General features: G+C 69.0%; 22 protein-coding genes. 5 read left to right on the top strand and 17 right to left on the bottom strand.

Annotation, left to right across the window (positions count from 1 at the left end):
* Nucleotides 1-9: 9 nt before the first annotated feature.
* Nucleotides 10-1512 carry a glycerol kinase GlpK gene (gene glpK / locus ACIRG5_RS36225; RefSeq protein WP_402913488.1) on the top strand — a complete coding sequence of 501 codons (1503 nt, stop codon included), beginning with the start codon at nt 10-12 and terminating at the stop codon, nt 1510-1512.
* A gap of 97 nt (nt 1513-1609) precedes the next feature.
* On the opposite strand, the gene ACIRG5_RS36220 is transcribed toward glpK, so the two are convergent.
* The 4 genes from ACIRG5_RS36220 to ACIRG5_RS36205 all read right to left on the bottom strand — a co-directional run bounded on the left by ACIRG5_RS36220 (nt 1610) and on the right by ACIRG5_RS36205 (nt 5041).
* Nucleotides 1610-2146, bottom strand: a complete 537-nt coding sequence (locus ACIRG5_RS36220) for a sortase domain-bontaining protein (protein ID WP_402913486.1) — start codon at nt 2144-2146, stop codon at nt 1610-1612.
* A 75-nt stretch (nt 2147-2221) separates the two neighbouring features.
* Nucleotides 2222-2908 carry a hypothetical protein gene (locus ACIRG5_RS36215; protein ID WP_402913483.1) on the bottom strand — a complete coding sequence of 229 codons (687 nt, stop codon included), beginning with the start codon at nt 2906-2908 and terminating at the stop codon, nt 2222-2224.
* A gap of 26 nt (nt 2909-2934) precedes the next feature.
* Nucleotides 2935-3516, bottom strand: coding sequence for a class F sortase (locus ACIRG5_RS36210; RefSeq protein WP_402913480.1), 582 nt, complete (start codon nt 3514-3516; stop codon nt 2935-2937).
* 121 nt (nt 3517-3637) lie between these two features.
* On the bottom strand, nt 3638-5041 hold the full coding sequence (locus tag ACIRG5_RS36205; RefSeq protein ID WP_402913478.1) for an NAD(P)H-quinone dehydrogenase: 1404 nt from the start codon (nt 5039-5041) through the stop codon (nt 3638-3640).
* 109 nt (nt 5042-5150) lie between these two features.
* Here ACIRG5_RS36205 and ACIRG5_RS36200 point away from each other — a divergent pair, with 109 nt between their 5' ends.
* A complete protein-coding gene (locus ACIRG5_RS36200) occupies nt 5151-5600 on the top strand; it encodes a gamma-glutamylcyclotransferase family protein (RefSeq protein ID WP_030478530.1) in 450 nt (149 codons plus the stop codon).
* A gap of 28 nt (nt 5601-5628) precedes the next feature.
* Here ACIRG5_RS36200 and ACIRG5_RS36195 read toward each other — a convergent pair whose 3' ends face one another.
* From ACIRG5_RS36195 to ACIRG5_RS36160, 8 genes are all read right to left on the bottom strand, one after another.
* Nucleotides 5629-6435, bottom strand: a complete 807-nt coding sequence (locus tag ACIRG5_RS36195) for an ESX secretion-associated protein EspG (RefSeq protein WP_402913475.1) — start codon at nt 6433-6435, stop codon at nt 5629-5631.
* Nucleotides 6435-7637, bottom strand: coding sequence for a PPE domain-containing protein (locus ACIRG5_RS36190; protein ID WP_402913472.1), 1203 nt, complete (start codon nt 7635-7637; stop codon nt 6435-6437). The genes ACIRG5_RS36195 and ACIRG5_RS36190 overlap by 1 nt, the downstream gene beginning before the upstream one ends.
* A gap of 2 nt (nt 7638-7639) precedes the next feature.
* Nucleotides 7640-8005, bottom strand: a complete 366-nt coding sequence (locus ACIRG5_RS36185; protein WP_093591718.1) for a transcriptional regulator — start codon at nt 8003-8005, stop codon at nt 7640-7642.
* 97 nt (nt 8006-8102) lie between these two features.
* The gene (locus ACIRG5_RS36180; RefSeq protein ID WP_402913469.1) at nt 8103-8687 is read right to left on the bottom strand and encodes a DUF3558 domain-containing protein; all 585 of its coding nucleotides are present in this window, start codon (nt 8685-8687) and stop codon (nt 8103-8105) included.
* Between the two features lie 6 nt (nt 8688-8693).
* Nucleotides 8694-9260, bottom strand: coding sequence for a GNAT family N-acetyltransferase (locus ACIRG5_RS36175; RefSeq protein WP_402913466.1), 567 nt, complete (start codon nt 9258-9260; stop codon nt 8694-8696).
* 173 nt (nt 9261-9433) lie between these two features.
* Nucleotides 9434-10210 carry an HAD-IA family hydrolase gene (locus ACIRG5_RS36170; RefSeq protein WP_402913463.1) on the bottom strand — a complete coding sequence of 259 codons (777 nt, stop codon included), beginning with the start codon at nt 10208-10210 and terminating at the stop codon, nt 9434-9436.
* Nucleotides 10189-10575, bottom strand: a complete 387-nt coding sequence (locus ACIRG5_RS36165; RefSeq protein WP_402913461.1) for a DUF1707 domain-containing protein — start codon at nt 10573-10575, stop codon at nt 10189-10191. Before ACIRG5_RS36165 ends, ACIRG5_RS36170 begins: the two co-directional genes overlap by 22 nt.
* Nucleotides 10576-10728: 153 nt before the next feature.
* The gene (locus ACIRG5_RS36160; protein WP_402913458.1) at nt 10729-12495 is read right to left on the bottom strand and encodes an acetyl/propionyl/methylcrotonyl-CoA carboxylase subunit alpha; all 1767 of its coding nucleotides are present in this window, start codon (nt 12493-12495) and stop codon (nt 10729-10731) included.
* A gap of 134 nt (nt 12496-12629) precedes the next feature.
* On the opposite strand from ACIRG5_RS36160, the gene ACIRG5_RS36155 reads away from it, so the two are divergent.
* On the top strand, nt 12630-13286 hold the full coding sequence (locus tag ACIRG5_RS36155; RefSeq protein ID WP_402913456.1) for a hypothetical protein: 657 nt from the start codon (nt 12630-12632) through the stop codon (nt 13284-13286).
* On the opposite strand, the gene ACIRG5_RS36150 is transcribed toward ACIRG5_RS36155, so the two are convergent.
* The 3 genes from ACIRG5_RS36150 to ACIRG5_RS36140 form a co-directional block, all read right to left on the bottom strand.
* Complete coding sequence (locus tag ACIRG5_RS36150; protein WP_402913453.1) at nt 13283-14569, bottom strand: dicarboxylate/amino acid:cation symporter; 1287 nt, start codon at nt 14567-14569, stop codon at nt 13283-13285. The genes ACIRG5_RS36155 and ACIRG5_RS36150 overlap by 4 nt on opposite strands.
* 183 nt (nt 14570-14752) lie before the next feature.
* Nucleotides 14753-15352, bottom strand: coding sequence for a Maf family protein (locus ACIRG5_RS36145; RefSeq protein ID WP_402913451.1), 600 nt, complete (start codon nt 15350-15352; stop codon nt 14753-14755).
* The gene (locus tag ACIRG5_RS36140; RefSeq protein ID WP_402913449.1) at nt 15312-16721 is read right to left on the bottom strand and encodes an MFS transporter; all 1410 of its coding nucleotides are present in this window, start codon (nt 16719-16721) and stop codon (nt 15312-15314) included. Before ACIRG5_RS36140 ends, ACIRG5_RS36145 begins: the two co-directional genes overlap by 41 nt.
* 77 nt (nt 16722-16798) lie before the next feature.
* Between ACIRG5_RS36140 and ACIRG5_RS36135 the strand changes: the two genes are divergently transcribed.
* Nucleotides 16799-17185 (top strand): hypothetical protein, encoded by a 387-nt coding sequence (locus tag ACIRG5_RS36135; RefSeq protein WP_402913446.1) that lies wholly within the window; start codon nt 16799-16801, stop codon nt 17183-17185.
* Here the strand turns inward: ACIRG5_RS36135 and ACIRG5_RS36130 are convergent.
* Entirely contained in the window at nt 17182-17403 is a 222-nt protein-coding gene (locus tag ACIRG5_RS36130; protein WP_402913444.1) for an acyl-CoA carboxylase subunit epsilon, read from the bottom strand. The two genes, ACIRG5_RS36135 and ACIRG5_RS36130, sit on opposite strands and share 4 nt — an antisense overlap.
* The gene (locus ACIRG5_RS36125) at nt 17400-19046 is read right to left on the bottom strand and encodes an acyl-CoA carboxylase subunit beta (RefSeq protein ID WP_402913441.1); all 1647 of its coding nucleotides are present in this window, start codon (nt 19044-19046) and stop codon (nt 17400-17402) included. The genes ACIRG5_RS36130 and ACIRG5_RS36125 overlap by 4 nt, the downstream gene beginning before the upstream one ends.
* Nucleotides 19047-19163: 117 nt before the next feature.
* Between ACIRG5_RS36125 and ACIRG5_RS36120 the strand changes: the two genes are divergently transcribed.
* Nucleotides 19164-19967: a biotin--[acetyl-CoA-carboxylase] ligase gene (locus ACIRG5_RS36120; RefSeq protein WP_402913439.1), complete on the top strand. Its 804-nt coding sequence runs from the start codon at nt 19164-19166 to the stop codon at nt 19965-19967.
* The last annotated feature ends 9 nt before the right edge of the window (nt 19968-19976 follow it).

Raw genomic sequence — 19976 nt, 5'->3', positions numbered from 1 at the left:
ACTTCTCGCATGACGCAGTACGTGGCCGCGATCGACCAGGGCACGACGTCGACCCGGTGCATGATCTTCGACCACTCCGGGCGGGTGGTCTCGGTCGACCAGAAGGAGCACGAGCAGATCTTCCCCAAAGCGGGGTGGGTCGAGCACGACCCGAAGGAGGTCTGGCAGAACACCCGCCAGGTCGCCGCGGGCGCGCTCGCGAAAGCCGATCTGTCCACTTCGGACATCGCTGCCGTCGGCATCACCAACCAGCGCGAGACCGCGTTGGTGTGGGACAGGAACACCGGTGAGCCCGTCTACAACGCCATCGTCTGGCAGGACACGCGCACCGACAAGATCGTGCAGGAACTGGGTGCGCTCGGCGGCGGCCAGGAGCGCTACCGCCAGAAGGTCGGCCTGCCGCTCGCGACCTACTTCTCCGGGCCCAAGGTCCGCTGGATCCTCGACAACGTCGAAGGCGCGCGGGAGAAGGCCGAGGCCGGCGACCTGCTGTTCGGCAACATGGACACCTGGGTGCTGTGGAACATGACGGGCGGGGTGGACGGCGGCGTGCACGTCACCGACCCGACGAACGCGTCGCGCACCATGCTGATGGACCTCGACACGTTGCAGTGGGACGAGTCGATCGCCTCCGACATGGGCATCCCGATGTCGATGCTGCCGGAGATCCGTTCCTCGTCGGAGGTCTACGGCCAGGTGCGCGAACGCGGCGCGCTGGCCGGCGTGCCGATCGCGGGCATCCTCGGCGACCAGCAGGCGGCGACGTTCGGCCAGGCCTGCCTGTCGCCCGGTGAAGCCAAGAACACCTACGGCACCGGCAACTTCATGCTGCTCAACACCGGTACCGAGAAGGTGATGAGCGAGAACGGGTTGCTCACCACCGTCTGCTACAAGATCGGTGAGGCTCCCGCCGTCTACGCCCTGGAGGGCTCGATCGCGGTCACCGGTTCGCTGGTGCAGTGGCTGCGCGACAACCTCGGCATGATCTCCAGCGCGGCCGAGATCGAGGAGTTCGCCCGGTCGGTGGACGACAACGGCGGCGCGTACTTCGTGCCCGCGTTCTCCGGCCTGTTCGCACCGTACTGGCGTTCCGACGCCCGCGGCGCGATCGTGGGTCTCACGAGGTTCGTCAACAAGGGCCACCTCGCGCGGGCCGTGCTGGAGGCGACGGCCTTCCAGACGCGGGAGGTGCTCGACGCGATGAACGCCGACTCGGGCGTCGACCTGACCGCGTTGAAGGTCGACGGCGGCATGGTCGTGAACGAACTGCTGATGCAGTTCCAGGCGGACATCCTCGGCGTGCCGGTGATCAGGCCGGTCGTCGCGGAGACGACCGCGCTCGGCGCCGCCTACGCCGCCGGTCTCGCGGTCGGGTTCTGGAAGTCGGAGGACGAGATCCGCGAGAACTGGGCGCAGGACAAGCAGTGGGAGCCGCAGATGGACGAGTCCCGGCGCGCGTCCGAGTACGCCAACTGGAAGAAGGCCGTGAGCAAGACCTTCGACTGGGTCTGAGTTTTTGGTCGCTGCTTCGCAGACTCCGGCTCGTTCGCCGGGAAGCGCGAACCTCGCGAACCTCGCGAACCTCGCGGACCGCGGACCTCGCGGACGGTTATTGAGCTGGGGCTGCGTGCACGATCACGTTGTCGCGGGTGCCACACGTGATCAGCCGCAGCCCCTGCTCGTCCTTGTCCCGCGCGACGGCCTCCGCGAAGAAGTCTTCGCGGATGATCCTCTCCGTGCGGGTCACGGCGAAGCGGGCGACCGAACCGTCCTTCTTGGACACTTCGACGACGTCGCCCTGCAACAGGTCGTTCAGCCGGAAGTAGACGCCTCTGGCCTTGTTGCTCTCGATCCGGCCGACGATGATCCACTGCTGCGGTTGCGTTTGGTGCCAACCGGCCTGCATGCCCTCGTTGGCCGGCGGCATCTGGACGACGCCCTGCGGATCGAGGCCGAGTGCAACCAGTGACGACCGCACGCCGATCCGCTCGATCCGCAGCTCCATCGGGTCGGAGGTACCGAGCGGTGACACCACCGGCGGCGGCGCGCTGTCGCTCGTCGCCGCCGACGGCTTCGGTGCGGGCCCCTGCGAACAGGCGGTGGCCAGCGCCACACACAGCACCGCGATCAAGACACGAGTCCCCACGAACCCATTGACGCACATCTCGTGGGTCAGTTGCTCGTCCGATCGGGACAGGATCGAAATGTGATCAACTTCTGATCACGCGGTCGCGCCACCACCGGTCTGCGGGGCACCCTTCGGCTTCACGATCGGGGACTTGGCCGCCGTCTTGGGCTTGTCCGCGACGGTCTGCGCGGGAGCCTTCGCGGTGACCACGAACTCCACCTGCACCTGCTTGCCGCCACAGGTCATCTCGGCCTGGTAGGTGCCGGCCTGGTCGACGACCTTGCCGTTGCCGATGCGGAGGTTCACCGACTCGTACTCCAGCTTGATCGGGGCGGTGAAGCCCGGCGAGGTCGCGACCTCGCCGCAGTCCGACTGCTTGGTCTTCATCACGCTGATGTCGCCGCCCGCCTCGACCTCGGTCTTGTCGAGCGTGAACTTGTCGCGCGGAGCCGCGACCGTGAACGCCCTGGTGACCTTCTCGCCCTTGCAGGTCAGTTCGGCGGTGTACGAGCCGGGAACCCAGCTGGCGTTGGCCTCGGCGGCCATGGTTCGCGGTCCGTCGACCAGGAACTCCGAGGAGTACCGGTTGATGAAGCCGTTCGAGCTCGCCCTGCCCTCGCATCCGGCGGCGACGTCGTAGGAAATGGTGATGTTGTCACCGGGGACGTACTCGGCCTTGTCGAGCGTGAAGCCCTCGGCCGACTGGGCGCTGGCGAACGGCGCGAACGTGAGAGCGGTGGCGACGGCGGCCAGTCCGATGGTGGCCTTGATGATCTTCATTCTTCCCCCAGATAGGTTTCTCGTGTTCAGACGAGAGTTGCGTAGACGATGACGTTGTCCCGGTAGCTGCGCGCGGCCTGGTCGTAGTTGCCGCCACAGGTGATCAGCCGCAACTCGGGTGCGTCGGTGTCGCCGTAGACGGCCTCCGTGGGGAAGCTGGCCTTGGCGATCTGTTCCTTCTTGTACACGTGGAACTTCGCCGTGGTGCCATCCTTTCTGGACACCACGACCTCGTCGCCCACGACGAGTTCCTTGAGCCGGAAGAAGATTCCTGGCTGCCTGTCACCGTCGACGTGACCGAGGACGACCGCCGGTCCCGCTTCACCCGGAGTCCGGGCGAGGCTGTACCAGCCCGCTTGCAGGGGCTGTTCGACCGGAGGGACCTCGACCGTCTCGTCGGCGTTGAGTCCCAAAGGGACCAACGACGACACGGCGTCGATCTTCGGAATGCGGATCTCGATCGGCTCCGAAGGCGGCATGCCTCGTGTCGCAGGCGACTGCGCCGTCGATGAGAGGCTGACCTGTGGCTCAACCGCCTGCGGTGCGGCACACGAACCGAGAAGTACCGCTGCCGTCAGAGCGACGGCAGCAGCGAAGACGCACCTCATCCCCAGGCCTCCTGTTGTCCGGCTTGCAGAACGGAGTCAACCCGCTCTGCCTGCAGACCACCTGCAAGCCGCCTGTAGACGGCCTGCAGGTGCGGAAGTTCTCGGGGAGGAGGGAGGAGGGTCAGTCCAGGTCGTCGTGACGCATGAGCTGGCGGCCGGCCTCGGTGATCGAGCCGGACAGCGACGGGTAGACCGAGAAGGTCGTCGCGAGGTGTTCGACGGTGAGCTGGTTCTGCAGGGCCAGCGCGATCGGCAGGATGAGCTCGCTCGCGTTCGGCGCGACCACCACACCACCGATGACCACGCCGGTGGCCGGGCGGCAGAACAGCTTCACGAAGCCGCGGCGCAGACCCTCCATCTTGGCGCGGGGGTTCGTGGCCAGCGGCAGCATGATCGTGCGCGCGGGGACCTCGCCCGAGTCGATCGCCTGCTGGCTGATGCCGACGCTGGCGATCTCGGGGTTGGTGAAGACGTTCGCGGCGACGGTCTTGAGCTTGATCGGGCTGACGCCCTCGCCCAGCGCGTGCCACATCGCGATGCGCCCCTGCATGGCGGCGACGGACGCGAGCAGCAGCACGCCGGTGCAGTCGCCGGCCGCGTAGACGCCGCTGACGTTGGTCCGGCTGACCCGGTCGACGGGGATGTACCCGCCGCGCCCGAGTTCGATACCGATCTTGTCGAGGCCGATGTCGGTCGTGTTCGGCACCGAACCGACGGTCATCAGGGCGTGCGACGCCTCGATCGTGCGACCGTCTTCCAGGTGGATCAGAACGCCGTCTCCGGTGTTCTCGACCTTGTCCGCGCGGGCGTGCTTGACGACGGCCGTGCCGCGCTCGGCGAACACGTCCTCCAGCACCGCGGCCGCGTCGGCGTCCTCGTGCGGCAGCACGCGGTCCCGGCTGGAGACCATCGTCACCTTCACGCCCATCTCGGTGTAGGCGCTGGCGAACTCGACACCGGTGACGCCGGAACCGATCACCGCGAGGTGTTCGGGCAGCTCAGGCAGGTCGTAGATCTGCCGCCAGGTGAGAATCCGCTTGCCGTCGGGCTCCGCGCCCTGCAACACGCGCGGCGTCGCACCGGTTGCGATGAGCACCACATCGGCGTCGAGGATCTCGTCGGAGCCGTCCGCGCCGGTCGCCACGACCTGGTGCTGGGCGAGCCCGCGCGAGTCGTCGACGAACTTCGCACGTCCGTTGATCAGCCGCACGCCCTCGCGCTGCAGCCGTGCGCGCACGTCTGCGGACTGGGCCAGAGCGAGGCCCTTCACCCGTCCGTGCACGACCGGGAGATCCACCGTCGCGAGCTCGTTGTGAGTCTGAATGCCCAGCTCACCGGCGTTGCGGAACGCGCTGCGGGCCCCCGCGGAAGCGATGAAGGTCTTGGACGGCACGCAGTCGTACAGCACGCACGCGCCACCTGCCCCGTCGTTCTCGACGACGGTCACGTCGGCGCCGTGTTGCGCCGCGACCAGAGCTGCTTCGTAACCTGCGGGTCCGCCGCCGATGATGACGATGCGGGTCACGATCAGTCCCCTTCCACGGGCTTGTTGGGCGGCTCAACCGTACGCGTTGACCGAATCGACCGTGTCGTCAGTACCGAAAGCTGATCGTCGTGTCGCTACGCTGTCGGACGTGCCGCTCTATGCCGCGTACGGGTCGAACATGGATCCGAACCAGATGATGGAGCGAGCCCCGTACTCCCCGCTCGCGGGGACCGGCTGGCTCGTTGGATGGCGCATGACGTTCGGTGGCGAGGACCTCGGCTGGGAGGGTGCCCTCGCGACGATCGTCGAGGAGCCAGACCACCAGACGTTCTGCGTGCTCTACGACGTGTCGCCTCGCGATGAGTCGCGGCTGGACCGGTGGGAGGGTGCGCTCGGCCTGTACAAGAAGATCCGGTTGCGGGTGCAGACCCTCGAGGGGTCCGTGGTCGCCTGGCTCTACGTGCTGGACGCCTACGAGGGCGGGCTGCCGTCCGCCCGCTACATCGGGGTGGTCGCCGACGCGGCGGAAGCCGCCGGGGCGCCCGACGACTACGTGAACGACCTGCGGACCCGGCCCTGCCAGGGCATCGGGCCCTGATCCTGAGTCGAGGCTCCTGGCCAGGCGGTCAGGAGCCCGCGGCCTCCGCGAGCAGTTCCACCAGGTGGTGGTGCATGCGCCGGTAGTCGACCGGCGTGATGGTCGACCACGGAGGCTGACCGTCCACCGCGCGGCGCATCTGCAGGTAGCGGCCCTTCGGCGTGTCGTAGAAGGCGACCACTCGGTCCGGACGGACGCGTTTGCCCCACTTGTCGCGGGCCGCCGCGCCGAACTGACCGCGGTTCGAGGCGTCGCGGACCATCTCGGCCAGCGTGTGGGCGTCGTCGGCGCGCAACGTCGCACTCAGCGCGGCCTCCAGGTCCTCCGGAGTCGTCGCTGAGGCCGCTGCTCCGTCCAGGTCCGCCGACGGCAGGGTGATGGAGTGGCCCTCGCCCGCCGGAGCCGTCGGCAGGGCGGTGAGGGCCTCGCGCGGGAGGCCGTCGGCCTCCGCCGGGCGCAGGATGAGCTGGGTGCCGTCGAGGATCGCCAGCACGCCCGCCTGGCCCTTGCCCGCGGCCAGCACCCGGAGGCTGCGTTCGTTCAGCCACATCCGGGCGTCGATCTCCTGCTGCGGGCGGTTCAGGACGTGCAGCAGGTCTTCCAGGGTCGGGTCCAGGGAACGCGGGCCGCCGAGGCCGCGGGCGCCGAGCTGCAGCCAGACCTGGTCCTCGATGGCGCGGCGTTCCTCCGTGGTCTTGCCAGGTGAGGGCACCTTCAGGACGAGCGGCATCATCTCCAGGCCCAGGTGCTCCCAGAGGACGTCGAACTCCAGCGTGGAGATGATCACCGGGTCGCGCGTGTCGCTCGTCCCGACGTCCAAGCCGAACAGAGTCATCAGTCGGTCGTGCTCTCCCCGATGACGGGCAACGTGTAGCTACCCACGCCGTAGATGTCGTCGCGCTCGCGGAGGTAGTCGGCGGCCTTGTGCTCCAAGTCCTCCTCTTCCTCGCCCTTGCGCCCGCCGCCCATGCCGCCGAACGGGTCGAACGACTGCGGCATCGGCACGGCCCTGCGGTGGACCTGGTCGCCGTTGTTCGCGGCACCGACCGTGCCCATCGGGCCCATGGCGGAACCCGACGCGTTCGCGACACCGGCGGCGTGGCCCTGGTTCATGACCGTGCCCATGGCGGCACCGGAGGCCGCGGTCGCGCCGTCCTCCATCTGTTTCACCTCGTGGCCGTTGGAGTTGCCCGAACGGCTGGAGGTGCGCTGGCCCGGCAGGCCGACGCCGGCCGTGCCCGTGCCACCAGGACCGGTGGTGGTGCCGGCCGAGACCGAGTTGTGCGTGCCCTTGACGGCGGGAGCCGTGTTGGTACCCGTGCTCGACGTACGCGTCGTGGAGCCCGGTGCGGGCGCGCTGCTCCGAGGCGGCGGGGCAGTGGTGCCGCGCGTGCCCGTCGGGGTGCGGCCGCGGGTCGCGCTGCCGCCGGTGCCGTTCGGGCCGACACCCCAGACCGCGGCCGCGCCCACCTGGGCACCACCGCCGTGCACGGTGCCGGAGCCGCTGATCTGCAGCTGCGGCGGCTGGGTGAACTGGCCGAGCGTCGAGGTGTTCGCGGTCGTGGACGAGGCGTAGGTGGACATGACCTCACGGGCGCGGCGCTCGGCGGCGTCCTGGGCCGCCTCCTGCTTCTCGTGGTCGGTCTGGCCGCCGAAGAGGTGGGTGATGCCGCTGACGAGGGCACCCGGCTGCTCCGCGGTCACGTTGACCGGCGCCGGCATGTCCGCGCGGGCCTTCGAGACGTACCCGGCCTGCAGTTCCGCCGAGTAACGCATGACGTCCGAGCCGGTGCGGGCGCTGTCCGCCCAGGCGGCGATCGGGTTCAGGCCGGCCTGCGCCAGGTCGGCGGCCTTGCCCTGCCACTTCGCGCCCGAGAGCGCGATGCCGGAGTGCAGGTCGTCGTTGATCTCGGTCAGCGCGGCCGACACGCCCTGCCAGCGCTCCATCGACGCGAACGACGCGGAAGCGCCTGGGCCTGCGTGAATGCGCTCGTACAGCTCTTTGTGGCTGTAGCCCTGCCAGCGGTGATCTGCCATGGTCAGCACCCGCTCTTGTTCATCATGCCGGTGTTGTCGCCCTCGACCACGTTGTACTGCCGTTCGATCTGGTTGAGGTTGTCCATCGCGGTCTTGAGCTGCCGCTGGTAGTTCAGCAGGGCCTGCAGAGCCGAGTCCCCGTCCGCGATCGAGCGGTCGTTGAACTTCTCCGCCGCCTCCTGGCTGACCGGGTCACCCGCCCACGGGCGCACGCGGAACTCGGTGATCGCCATCTCGATCTGCTTGTCCAGCTTGATCAGGGCGGCCGAGAACGTGTTGCGCAGCGCCGGGATCGCCTCTGGCTCCACGTTCAGCTCGTGCGAAGCGGGCGGCGAGGAGTCTGCCCCGCTGCGTCCCCCTGGCGGCATGGTGGAACCTCCGGCGGTTGTACGTGCAAGCGCATCGACACTCTAGCCACCGAAGGTAACGCTGTGGAGTGCGAACAGTGACATCCGCCCGAGTGGGTCAGCGCTTCTGGAGCAAACTGGCCATCGCGGCCTCTGCCACCCGCTGGGCGCCGAGGCAAAGATGATCTTGTTGCACGGCAGTGGAATTACCGCCGTCGCGGAACATGACGTCGAGGAACTGCCCATCCGCGACGTCTATTTCCACATTGCAGACGTCGTGCACGTCGGGTGTGCGGACAGTAATCGCCGCGAATCCCTCGATCGCGCTCACCGTGTACTCCACCTGAGCGTTCTCCGAGAGCCACACGTCCGCGCCCGAGGCGAGCACCAGTGCGATCCTCGCCACATTCCCGCTCGTCGTGCTGCGGATCGTGCACGCCTTCGCACTGCCGAAGCTCGGTTCGACGTACGCGCTGGGCGGGTTGTCGAGGCTCAGCGCCGTGCGCTGGTCGGCGGTCAGCACCGCGCAGGGGTCAACTTCGTCCAGCGGCACCGCGCGCGGCCGTTGCGGGAAGTCGAGCTGCGAGGGCGTCGTCGTGGGTGCCGGCGGTGGGGGAGGCGGGGTGGTCAGCGCGCTCTGCTGGGGCGCCGCCGTGCACCCGGCCAGCGCCATCGCGACGATGAGGAGCCCCGTGGTCCGCATGGCCGGTCACCGTAGCTGCTCGGGATGGGGGTCCGACGCCAGCCGTGACCACAGCAACTGGTCTTCGCGCTGATCATCGACCATCGCCTCCTCGCGAAGACGACCCTCCAGGGTGAATCCGCACTTCTCCGCGACCCGCTGCGAGGCCGCGTTCGACACCGCGTGCCGGTACGTGACCCGGTGCACGTCCATCGCGCCGTAGACCCAGCCGAGCACGGAGTTCAGCGCGGCCGGCAGCACGCCCTTGCCGCGGTGCTTCGGCTGACTCCAGCACATCACCTCGGCGGAGGAGAGGTGGTGGTCGACGTTGTGGATGACGATCCCGGCCATCACCTCGGCGGTGACGGACTCGCAGACCGCCCACGACCAGCGGTAGTCCTTCTCCCAGCCGTCGGTCATCAGCAGGACGAACGTCTCCGCGGACGGTGCGCCGTCCGCGGTCAGGCGCGGCATGTACCGCTTGGTGTCCACGTCGGCGAAGGCCTCCGCCAGTGCCGGCACGTCGTCGATTCGGTCGTCGCTGCGGAAGGCGCGCAGGTAGTACTCGCCCGCGTTGATCTCAACTGGCTCCACGGCCAGCAGGCTAGTGGTGTGGCCTGGAACGTTGCCGGGTGGATCTGCGGTCAGACGGGTGCATCGTGGTGTCGCCCCCACGTCCTCGTACTGGTTGTACGGGGGCGTGGGGGCGGCGCCGCGAGGCGCCCTGCTGAGCGTGGATCCACTCGCCGACGAGCCGGGTCACACCACTAACCGTCGCCGGTGAAACCGTCGTGCCGCTCGGCCAGTTCGTCGAGCTCGGCGTGGTGCGCGGACGCCGGGAGGCCGTCCGGCGCGGTGGTCAGCTCGACCACCCAGTCCACGTCCTCGGCGTCGTCCTCGCCCGCCAGCATGTCCCTGTGCACGGCGCACGGGCCCCAGCCGGCCTCCAGCAACTCCGTCGCCAGTTCCTCGGCCTCGTCGCGGTCCGGCAGGATCAGCAGCACGGTCGGCGGGATCAGCTCCCGCACGGCCAGCGCCGTCCGCAACGCCGCCGTGTCCGGCACGTGCACGCCGTCCAGCCCCGCCGCCGTCGCCGCGGCCGCGTGCTCCGCGGTGTCGTCGCAGAAGACCGCGGTCGGGTGGCCGAGCTCGTCCAGCACCCTGCGGTAGATCGCGGGATCGGGCTTCGCGAGACCGAGCCGGGACGAGTTGAAGACCGCGTCGAACTCGGCGTCGAGGCCGAGCAGTGCCAGGTCCGCCTCCAGCCTCGTGGTCGCGTTGGACAGCAACGCCACGAAGCACTGCCGTCGTGCGGTGCGGACCAGTGCCAGCGCCTCGGGGATCACCTCGCCGGGCGTGGCCTCGAAGTCCGGGCCGACCGCCTGCCGCCACTGCTCGTCGGAGATCTCCCCGGTGACCGCGCGGTGCAGCAACGACGGCTCGAAAGCTCTTGCGGCGAGCTCCGCCGGCATCGGCGGGAACCTGCGCACCACGCCGTCGAGATCGAGCAGCAGCAAGGGTTTCAGCGCCGGCGTCCGTTCCACTGGCCCCACAGGATCGCCACCGCGGGGATGAGCAGGAAGATCAACGGGTTCTTGACGAAGGCGAAGAACAGGATCGCCACGGCCACGCCCACCACAGGGATGACCGCGCCCTCCCACCGGCGCGCGGGCGCCCTGACGGGCTCGTTGAACATCGGCACGGGCGCGACGAACTGAGGCCGCGGATCAGGCAGGTCGTAGAACAACGCCATCAGCTCGCCGCGGGTCTTCGCGGTGGTGATCTTGGCGGACCGGTCGCCGTACTCGTCGATGTCGATGCGGCCCGCGCTCATGTGCTCACCGAGCACCTGCAACGCCTGCTGACGCTCGGTGTCACCGATGCGGATGTCCCTGCTCGGGTCGCTCACGAACCAATCGTAGGTGAGCGACCCGGCCGGTCCGTTCGCAAGCGCGCAGATCACAGCCCGCCGCCTCGGTCCACCGCGAGTGTCAGACCCGCTGAGTACGTTGGGTCGCGGGGGACCCAACGCCCAGGGGGACCCTTGCGCGAGCCTGCGAGCTCAGTCCTTCAGCTCGCAGATCACGGTGCCCTGGGTGATCGGGTCGCCGGGCGCGGCCGCTAGACCCGTCACCGTGCCGGCCTTGTGCGCCGTCACCGGGTTCTCCATCTTCATGGCCTCCAGCACCACGATCAGGTCGCCCGCCTCGACGGTCTGCCCGTCCTCGACGGCCACCTTCACGATCGTGCCCTGCATCGGCGCCGCCACCGCGTCACCCGACACGGCCGCCGAACCGCCACCCGCGCGCTTCGTCTTCGGCTTCTTGGCAGCGGCGGCGGCAGGCCGGGAACCGACGGCGAGATCGCCCGGCAGCGACACCTCCAGGCGACGCCCGCCGACCTCGACCACCACGGTCTGGCGCGGCGTCTCTTCCTCCGCCGCGTCGGCGGCACCGGCGAACGGCGCGATCTGGTTGTCGAACTCCGTCTCGATCCACCGCGTGTGCACGGTGAAACCCTCGGGCTTCTCGGCGGTGAACGCCGCGTCCCGCACGATCACGCGGTGGAACGGCAGCACCGTCGCCATGCCGTCGACGACCATCTCGTCCAGCGCGCGCCGCGCACGGGCCAGGGCCTCGTCGCGGTTCTCGCCGGTCACGATCAGCTTGGCCAGCAACGAGTCGAACTGCCCGCCGATCACCGAACCCGACTCGACACCGGCGTCCACGCGGACACCGGGACCGGACGGCGCGATGAACGTCGTCACGGTGCCGGGCGCGGGCAGGAAGCCACGACCGGCGTCCTCGCCGTTGATCCGGAACTCGATGGAGTGCGCGCGCGGAGCCGGGTCCTCGGTGTACCGCAGCTTCTCGCCGGCTGCGATCCGGAACTGCTCGCGCACCAGGTCGAGGCCCGTCGTCTCCTCCGACACCGGGTGTTCGACCTGCAGGCGCGTGTTGACCTCCAGGAACGAGATCGACCCGTCCATCCCGACGAGGTACTCGACGGTGCCGGCACCGTGGTAGCCGGCCTCCAGGCAGATCGCCTTCGCCGAGGAGTGGATCGTGGCGCGCTGCTCGTCCGTCAGGAACGGCGCGGGCGCCTCCTCGACCAGCTTCTGGTGGCGGCGCTGCAACGAGCAGTCGCGCGTGCCGACGACGATCACGTTGCCGTGGGTGTCGGCGAGGACCTGCGCCTCGACGTGGCGCGGCTTGTCCAGGTAGCGCTCGACGAAGCACTCGCCGCGGCCGAACGCCGTGACGGCCTCGCGGACCGCGGAGTCGAACAGTTCGGGGATCTCCTCCATCGTGCGCGCGACCTTCAGGCCGCGGCCGCCACCGCCGAACGCCGCCTTGATCGCGACCGGCAGGCCGTGCTCGGAGGCGAACGCGATGATCTCGTCCGGTCCGTTGACCGGGTCCTTGGTGCCGGGCACCAGCGGCGCGCCCGCCCGCATGGCGATGTGCCGCGCGGTCACCTTGTCACCGAGGTCGCGGATGGCCTGCGGGGTCGGGCCGACCCAGACCAGCCCGGCGTCGATCACGGCCTGCGCGAACTCGGCGTTCTCGGACAGGAAGCCGTAACCGGGGTGCACGGAGTCGGCGCCGGACTGGGCGGCGGCCGCCAGCACCTTCTCGAACGACAGGTAGCTCTCGCCGGGAGTGTTGCCGCCCAGCGCGAACGCCTCGTCGGCGAGTCGCACGAACGGGGCGTCGCGGTCGGGTTCGGCGTAGACGGCGACGCTCGTCAGACCGGCGTCACGGCAGGCGCGGATGACCCGGACGGCGATCTCACCGCGGTTCGCGATGAGGACCTTGCGCAGCGACACGGCGTCGTACCTCCTGCTGGACCGGTTAATTACGGCTCTGGCTGGTGCCGCAGTCTACGGAAATCGACGAACTCCGAGAGGGAGAGACGGCTCACTTCACATCAATCGTGAGCCCATCGGCCACAATCTGCGACGTGGGTGGAACCAGGTCGGTGCAGGTGATCGCCATCGTCGCTGCCGTGGTCGTCGTCGCGGGGCTGACGTTCGCCTATTTCCGGAGGCCGAACAACACCGATTCAGGTCAATCCGGCACCGACCCCGGAATGCGCTGCGGTACCACCGTCTGCCAGGTCGTCATCGGCAGATCGGTCGGCAAGGACCTCGTGGAGCTGCTCGCCGGAACCGGCGGCGGGCGGATCAGGGTGACCGGGGAGTCGGGTCCGTACATCTTCGAGATGACCATCGCCGAGTCCGGCGCGACGGTGACCGCCGAGTCGCTGGAGTGCCGGGCGGCGGCGATCAGCGTGTGCCTCGTGCGCGGGGACGCCGGCGGCAAGGTGCTCGGCGAGGTGCTGTTCCGCAAGGACGGCACGTGGTCGCGCGCGCAGGCCGCCTATCTGTCCAGCGCCGGGTACCTCGGGCTGCACGACGTCAACGAGGACGGCACCGCGGACATCGTCTCGGCCCAGCGCGCCTGCGACGGCCAGTGCAACGACGCGTTCGTCCAGGTGTTCTCGGCCCTCGGCGCGAACGTCGGCTGTACGACGCCGGCACCGGCGCGGGAGCAGCTTCCAGGCTGGCCCGCACCGGTGCCGAAGTTGTCGCAACTACGTCCGTGCGCTGATTCCTAAGCGTTGACGAGGTCCTTCTCCGCCGGAGCGGCGGGCTCCTCGATCAGGTTCTCGCTGCGGGCCACCAGCACCGGCACGGTGATCTGGCCGGCCACGTTGGTCGCGGTGCGCATCATGTCGAGGATCGGGTCGATCGCGTAGACCACGGCCACACCGGTCGCGATCACGGCCGGCGGCAGGCCGACGACGCTCAGCGTCAGGGTGAGCATCGTGTACCAGCCGGTCGTTCCGGCCGTGGCCAGAGCACCGAACACGGCGACGAGCACGATGCCGACGTACTGCCACACCGAGAGCTGGATGCCGAACAGGTTCGCGATGAAGATCGTCGCGACGGCCGGGTAGACCGCGGCGCACCCGTCCATCTTGGTCGTGGTGCCCAGCGGCACGGCGAAGTTCGCGTACTCCTGCGGCACGCCGAGGTCGGTGGCTGCCTTGCGGGACAACGGAAGCGTGGCGCCGGACGAGCGCGACACGAACGCGAACTGCAGCGCGGTGCCCGCCTTGCGGAAGAACTCGACCGGCGAGGTCTTGCCGACGAACTTCAGCAGCACCGGGTACACGACGAACAGCACGATCGCCGTGCCGAGGTACACGGCCAGGATCAACGAGAACAGCGGCTTCACGAACGAGTTGCCGTAGGACGCGACGGCGTTGCCGATGAGGCCGAAGATGCCGATCGGGGCCAGCAGGATGATCCAGCCGACGACCTTCTGGATGATGTCGAAGAACGACTTCACGAGGTTCGTGAACGGCGCGGCCTTCTCGCCGAGCGCGTAGGCGGCGAAGCCGACCAGCACCGCGATGAACACGATCTGGAGCACGTCGCCCTCGGTGAACGAGCTGAAGATGTTGGTGGGCACCAGGTTGTCGAGCAACGCCTGCCACGAGCCGGAAGCGCGCTTGGCGAGCTTGTCGACGGCGCCGGCGGCGGGTTCGATCTGCACGCCCTGGCCGAGCCGCAGGACCGAGGCGACCGCGATGCCGATCAGCACCGCGATGAACGACGTGATGGCGAACCACAGGAACGTCTTGCCGCCGAGACGGGCTGCCGTGCGGCCGCCGCCGAGGTTCCGCAGCGACGCGATGCCGACGACGATCGCCGTGAACACCAGCGGGATGACCGTCAGCTGCAGCAGCGACGTGAAGGTGGAGCCGATCTTGGCGAGGACGGGCGCGAGCCACGTGCCCTTGCCGAGCCAGCCCGCCAGCGCGCCGAGGACGAGCGCGCCGAGAACTGTCAGTCCGAAGACCTTGGGCTTGCGGTATGTCTGAACGAGCGACACTGGAACATCTCCTGGGCAGGGATGAGCGAAAGGGGGCGTCGGAAGCAGTCAGCTCCGACAGCCCGTGCTCGTCCTGCGTGCCAGGTCGATGTTCCTGCGACGCGTCAAGTACTCGTTCACCGCTAGTCCCCAACGCCGGCGTCAGGGGAAGTCTTCCTCGATCGGGTGAACTGTGACCAGCGTCTACCAGAGTGCGGACACGGAAACACCCACCTGGCTGAGCAGCCTTCGGGTGAGCGGCAGGCTGATGCCGATGACGGACGTGTGGTCGCCGTCGATGCCGTCGATGAACCAGCCGCCGCGCCCGTCGATCGTGAAGCCGCCCGCGACGTGCAACGGCTCGCCCGTCGCGATGTACGCCTCCAGCTCTTCCTCCGACGGCGTGCCGAACCGCACGGTCGTCGACTCGGCGGCCGAGGCGCGTCCGACGATCTCTCCCGCGGAGACCCGCAGCACGGTGTGCCCGGTGATCAGCTCGCCGCTCTTGCCCGCCACCCGCCGCCACCGCTCCAGCGCGACCTCGGGAGTGCCGGGCTTGCCCACGAGCTCGCCCTCGAACAGCAGCATCGAGTCGCAGCCGACGACCACGCACTCGTCGTCGTGCTCGATCGCCTCGGCCTTGGCCGCCGACAGCACGACGACCGTCTCCGCCGGTGTCGGGTTCTCGAGCGATTCGATCAGCGCGTCCTCGTCGACACCGGAGACGCGGACGACGGGTTCGATGCCCGCGGACCGCAGGACGCTAAGACGGGCGGGTGACTGGGAGGCCAGGATCAGACGCACGCGCCGAGTCTGTCACGCTCGGGGCGGCGACCTGCCGAAAGGCGAACGCGGCCGCGATCCCCACCACCAGCACCGCCAGCAGCAGGTAGAACGACGCCCGCACGGCCGTGGTGAAGTCACCCGTGGCCGCCAGCACGATCTGCAGCACGGCCGCCGTCACCGCGCTGCCCAGCACGTTCCCGAACTGCCGCGACGTGTTGTAGATGCCGGACCCGGCGCCCAGCAGCGATCTGTCGAGCGTGCGCGTGGAGATGTTCGTCAGCGGTGAGAACACGAGTCCCATGCCGATGCCCAGCGCGACCATCGACGGCAGCAGCACCCACTGCGAGCCGTCGCCGAGCAGGAACGTCATCGCCAGGATGCCCGCGGCCATCAGCGCGAACCCGGTGATCGGCAGGTACTTGGCGTCGGCCCGGTTCGACAACCGTCCCGCGACGATCGCCACCACACCGGACATCAGCGACGCCGGTGCCGTGACCAGGCCCGTCATCAGCGGAGACAGCTTCGGCACGGTCTGCAGGAACAGCGCCAGCGGCACGAACACCCCGGTCACCGTGATGCCGATGACGACGTTCGCGACGTTGCCGAGCGAGAAGTTGCGGTTGCGGAAGATCCGCAGCGGCATCAGCGGCTCCGGGTTGCGCGCGGACGCCTGCCAGAACACGAACAGCGCGAGGAACAGCACCCCGGCCGCGATGATCTCGGCGATCGTCAGCGGTCCAGCGACCCTGCCCCACTGGTAGTGCTCGCCGTTCTGGATCCCGAACACCAGCAGCCCGAGTCCGAGGCAGCAGAGCACGACCCCGAGCACGTCGAACCTGGGCGCGCGGTTCGGCCGCAGGTCGGGCACCCACGCGAACAGCAGCGCCAGCGCGACCACCCCGATCGGGAGGTTCACGAAGAAGATCCACTCCCAGCCCAGGTGCGTGACCAGCACACCGCCGAGCAACGGCCCGGAGACCGTCGCGAGCCCGGCCACCGACCCCCACATGCCCAGCGCCGCGCCCCGCCTGGCCGGTGGGAACAGGTGCGTGATGAACGCCATCGTCTGCGGGGTCATGGCGGCCGCGCCCAGCCCCTGGAAGACGCGCGCCGCGATCAGCGCGTCGGCACTGGTGGCGAGACCGCAGGCCAGCGAGGCCAGGAGGAACAACGTGAGCCCGATGCCGTAGAGCCGCTTGGGCCCGTACCGGTCGCCCAGCCGTCCGGTCAGCAGCAACGGCACCGCGAACGCCAGCAGGTAGGCGCTGACGACCCAGATGACGTCGTTGAGGGAGGCGTTCAGATCGGTGATCATCGACTGCAGCGCGACGTTGACGATGGTCGTGTCCAGCAGCGTCATGAAGAACCCGACGCAGAGCGCGTACACGGTCCGCCAGTTGTCGCGGTCCGTTCGAGTAGTACTACTGATGCGCGATCACATCCTCGGTCGGCACTCTCGGCAGAGTGAAGCGCTGGGTGCTTGTCCTCACCGAACGCGGCTCCGATCGCGAAGGCAAGCGCAGACGGATCGCGGCACTGCTCGTCGTGCTCGGCGGCCTCATTGGATCGTGGGGCGTTGGAAGCGTGCTCGCGAGTGACCCGATCGGCTATGGAGTGCCCATCTGGCCGTTCGCCGACACCGCCGATCGCGCGGAGCACGCGCTGCTCACGCAGATCGTGCCCGTGGTGCGTGCCGGCTCGCCGCTCAACCACTCCGGCGTGCAGGTGCTGCGTCAGACCTCCGCGTACGGCAGCGCGTTCTGGACGCTGAAGATGCAGGTCGACGGCGAGACCCGCTGTCGCGAGGTCGCCGTCGGCCTGAACGTCACCAGCCGACGAGTCGACTGCTAGCCGGCAAAGCCGGAGGCGCGCCAGGCGCCCGGTCCGTGCTGCAACGGCCGGCGAACCCGGCGTGCCGGGTTCGCCCACTCGGAGCGTTGCTTCGGCTTCTCCTCGACGGGCGCGGCCGCAGCCAGCCCGGCGATGACAGCGGTCAGCGCGGCCAGCTGGTAGTCGTCTGGCGTGCCCTTGACGACCTTGAGCAGCGGCTTCTCCTCTGGCGCGGTCACAGCGGGATGTTCCCGTGCTTCTTGGGCGGCAGCGTCTCCCGCTTGTCCCGCAGCATCGACAACGCCCGCGCCACGTAACCGCGGGTGTACGACGGCGGGATCACCGAGTCGACGTAGCCGCGCTCAGCGGCGACGTACGGGTTGCACAGCGCGTCCTCGTACTCCTGCTGGAGCTTCGCGCGCAGTGCGTCGACGTCCTCGCCGTCGGCAGCCGCCGCGGCGAGAGTCTTGCGGTGCACGATGTTCGCCGCACCCGATGCGCCCATGACGGCGATCTGCGCGGTCGGCCACGCGAGGTTGATGTCGGCGCCGAGGTGCTTGGAGCCCATGACGTCGTACGCGCCGCCGTACGCCTTGCGCGTGATCACGGTGACCAAGGGAACCGTGGCCTCGGCGTAGGCGTAGATCAGCTTGGCGCCGCGCCGGATGATGCCGTTCCACTCCTGGTCGGTGCCGGGCAGGAAGCCGGGCACGTCGACGAACGTCAGCACCGGGATGTTGAACGCGTCGCAGGTGCGCACGAACCGTGCGGCCTTCTCGGAGGCGTCGATGTCGAGACAGCCGGCGAACTGGGTGGGCTGGTTCGCGACGACGCCGACCGAATGCCCGTCCACGCGGCCGAAGCCGACGAGGATGTTCGGCGCGAACAGCGGCTGCACCTCGAGGAAGTCGCCGTCGTCGAGCACGCGGTTGATGACCTCGTGCATGTCGTACGGCTGGTTCGCCGAGTCCGGGATGAGCGTGTCGAGCTCGCGGTCGTCGTCCGTGATCGAGTCGGAGATCGACCCCTCGGCCAGCGTGCCCTCGAACGCGGGCGTGTCCGAGAGGTTGTTCGACGGCAGGTAGCTCAGGAGCTCCTTGACGTACGCGATCGCGTCTTCCTCGTCGTTGCCGAGGTAGTGCGCGTTGCCGGACTTGGTGTTGTGCGTGCGACCGCCACCAAGCTCCTCCATCGTCACGTCTTCACCGGTGACGGTCTTGATGACGTCCGGGCCGGTGATGAACATGTGCGAGGTCTGGTCGACCATCACGACGAAGTCGGTCAGTGCGGGGGAGTAGACGTGCCCGCCCGCGTTCGAACCCATGATCAGCGAGATCTGCGGGATCACACCGGAGGCCTTGACGTTGCGGGAGAAGATCTCGCCGTAGAGGCCGAGCGAGACGACGCCCTCCTGGATGCGCGCGCCGCCGCCCTCGTTGATGCCGACGATCGGACGGCCGGTCTTGATCGCCAGATCCATGATCTTGACGATCTTCTCGCCGTACACCTCGCCGAGCGAGCCGCCGAAGACCGTGACGTCCTGGGAGAACACGCACACCGGACGGCCGTCGACGGTGCCGTAGCCCGTCACGACGCCGTCGCCGTACGGGCGGTTGCGCTCCTGGCCGAAGTTCGTGGAGCGGTGCCGCGCCAGCTCGTCCAGTTCGACGAACGACCCTGGGTCGAGCAGGAGGTCGATGCGCTCGCGGGCTGTCTTCTTGCCCTTCGCGTGCTGCTTCTCGACCGCGCGTTCCGAGCCGGCGTGAACCGCCTCGTCGTTGCGTCGGTACAGGTCAACGAGCTTGCCCGCGGTGGTGTGGACGTCCGGGGCGCCTGAAGCGCCGGTGGGGACGTGCCCGATCGGCTCGGTCGCACTGCTCATGGGCTCGCAGCCTAACGAGACCATTGCTGAACTGCCCCGTGCAGTTGTCCAGGTCACGGCAACCTGTTGGCAATCTCTGATCGCACGTACTCTCTTCCGTTCCCATAACCTGGCGCGATGACCACCGCACTCGACGCAGAAGAGCTGCGCTCCCGGCTTGTCACACCCAACGGCCCGTACGCCGCTCTCGACGTCGTGGAGACCACCGCGTCCACGAACGCCGATCTGGCCGCTTCCGCCGCCGCCGACCGCACCGTGCTGATCGCGCTGGAGCAGAGCGCGGGGCAGGGCCGTCGCGGCCGCAGCTGGTCGTCGCCCGCGGGCGGCCTCTACTTGAGCGTGCTGTTCCGGCCCGCCGGCGTGCCCGCCGCGAAACTGCCGTGGCTGAACCTGATCGCCGGACTGGCCCTGGTGCGCGTCGCCCAGTCGGCTGGTGTCGAGGCGACGCTGAAGTGGCCGAACGACCTGCTGCTCGGCCCCGGCGCGGGCAAGGGCGCCGGGATCCTGTCCGAGATCACCGCCGACGGCGCGGTCGTCGTCGGCATCGGCCTCAACGTGGCGAAGCTGCCCTCCGACGTCCAGCCCGCGCCGGGCGGCCTCGCCCCGACGTCGCTGGAGGACCTGGGCGCCGCCGAACTGGATCGCGGCGAACTCGCGTTCCGGCTGCTGGTCGAACTGGCGGGCCTGGAAGGCGTGTGGCGCAAGAACGGCGGCGACGCGGTCGAGTCCGGCGTGCTGGAGGAGTACGAGGAGCACTCGTCGACCGTGGGCTCGCAGGTTCGGGTCGAACTCGCGGACGGTGTCGAGCTTCTCGGGGTGGCACAGCGCATCGAGGCAGACGGCACGCTGGTCGTGCGCGGCGCCGACGGTGCGGACCACGGCGTGTCCGCTGGTGACGTGGTGCATTTGCGCCCGGCGTAGTTAGGGTTG

It is taken from the genome of Lentzea sp. NPDC102401, assembly GCF_044765805.1.
GTDB classification, from domain to species: Bacteria; Actinomycetota; Actinomycetes; order Mycobacteriales; family Pseudonocardiaceae; genus Lentzea; species Lentzea sokolovensis.
Note: the sequence above shows the minus strand (reverse complement) of the source record. Positions and strands in the feature narration are given on the sequence as shown.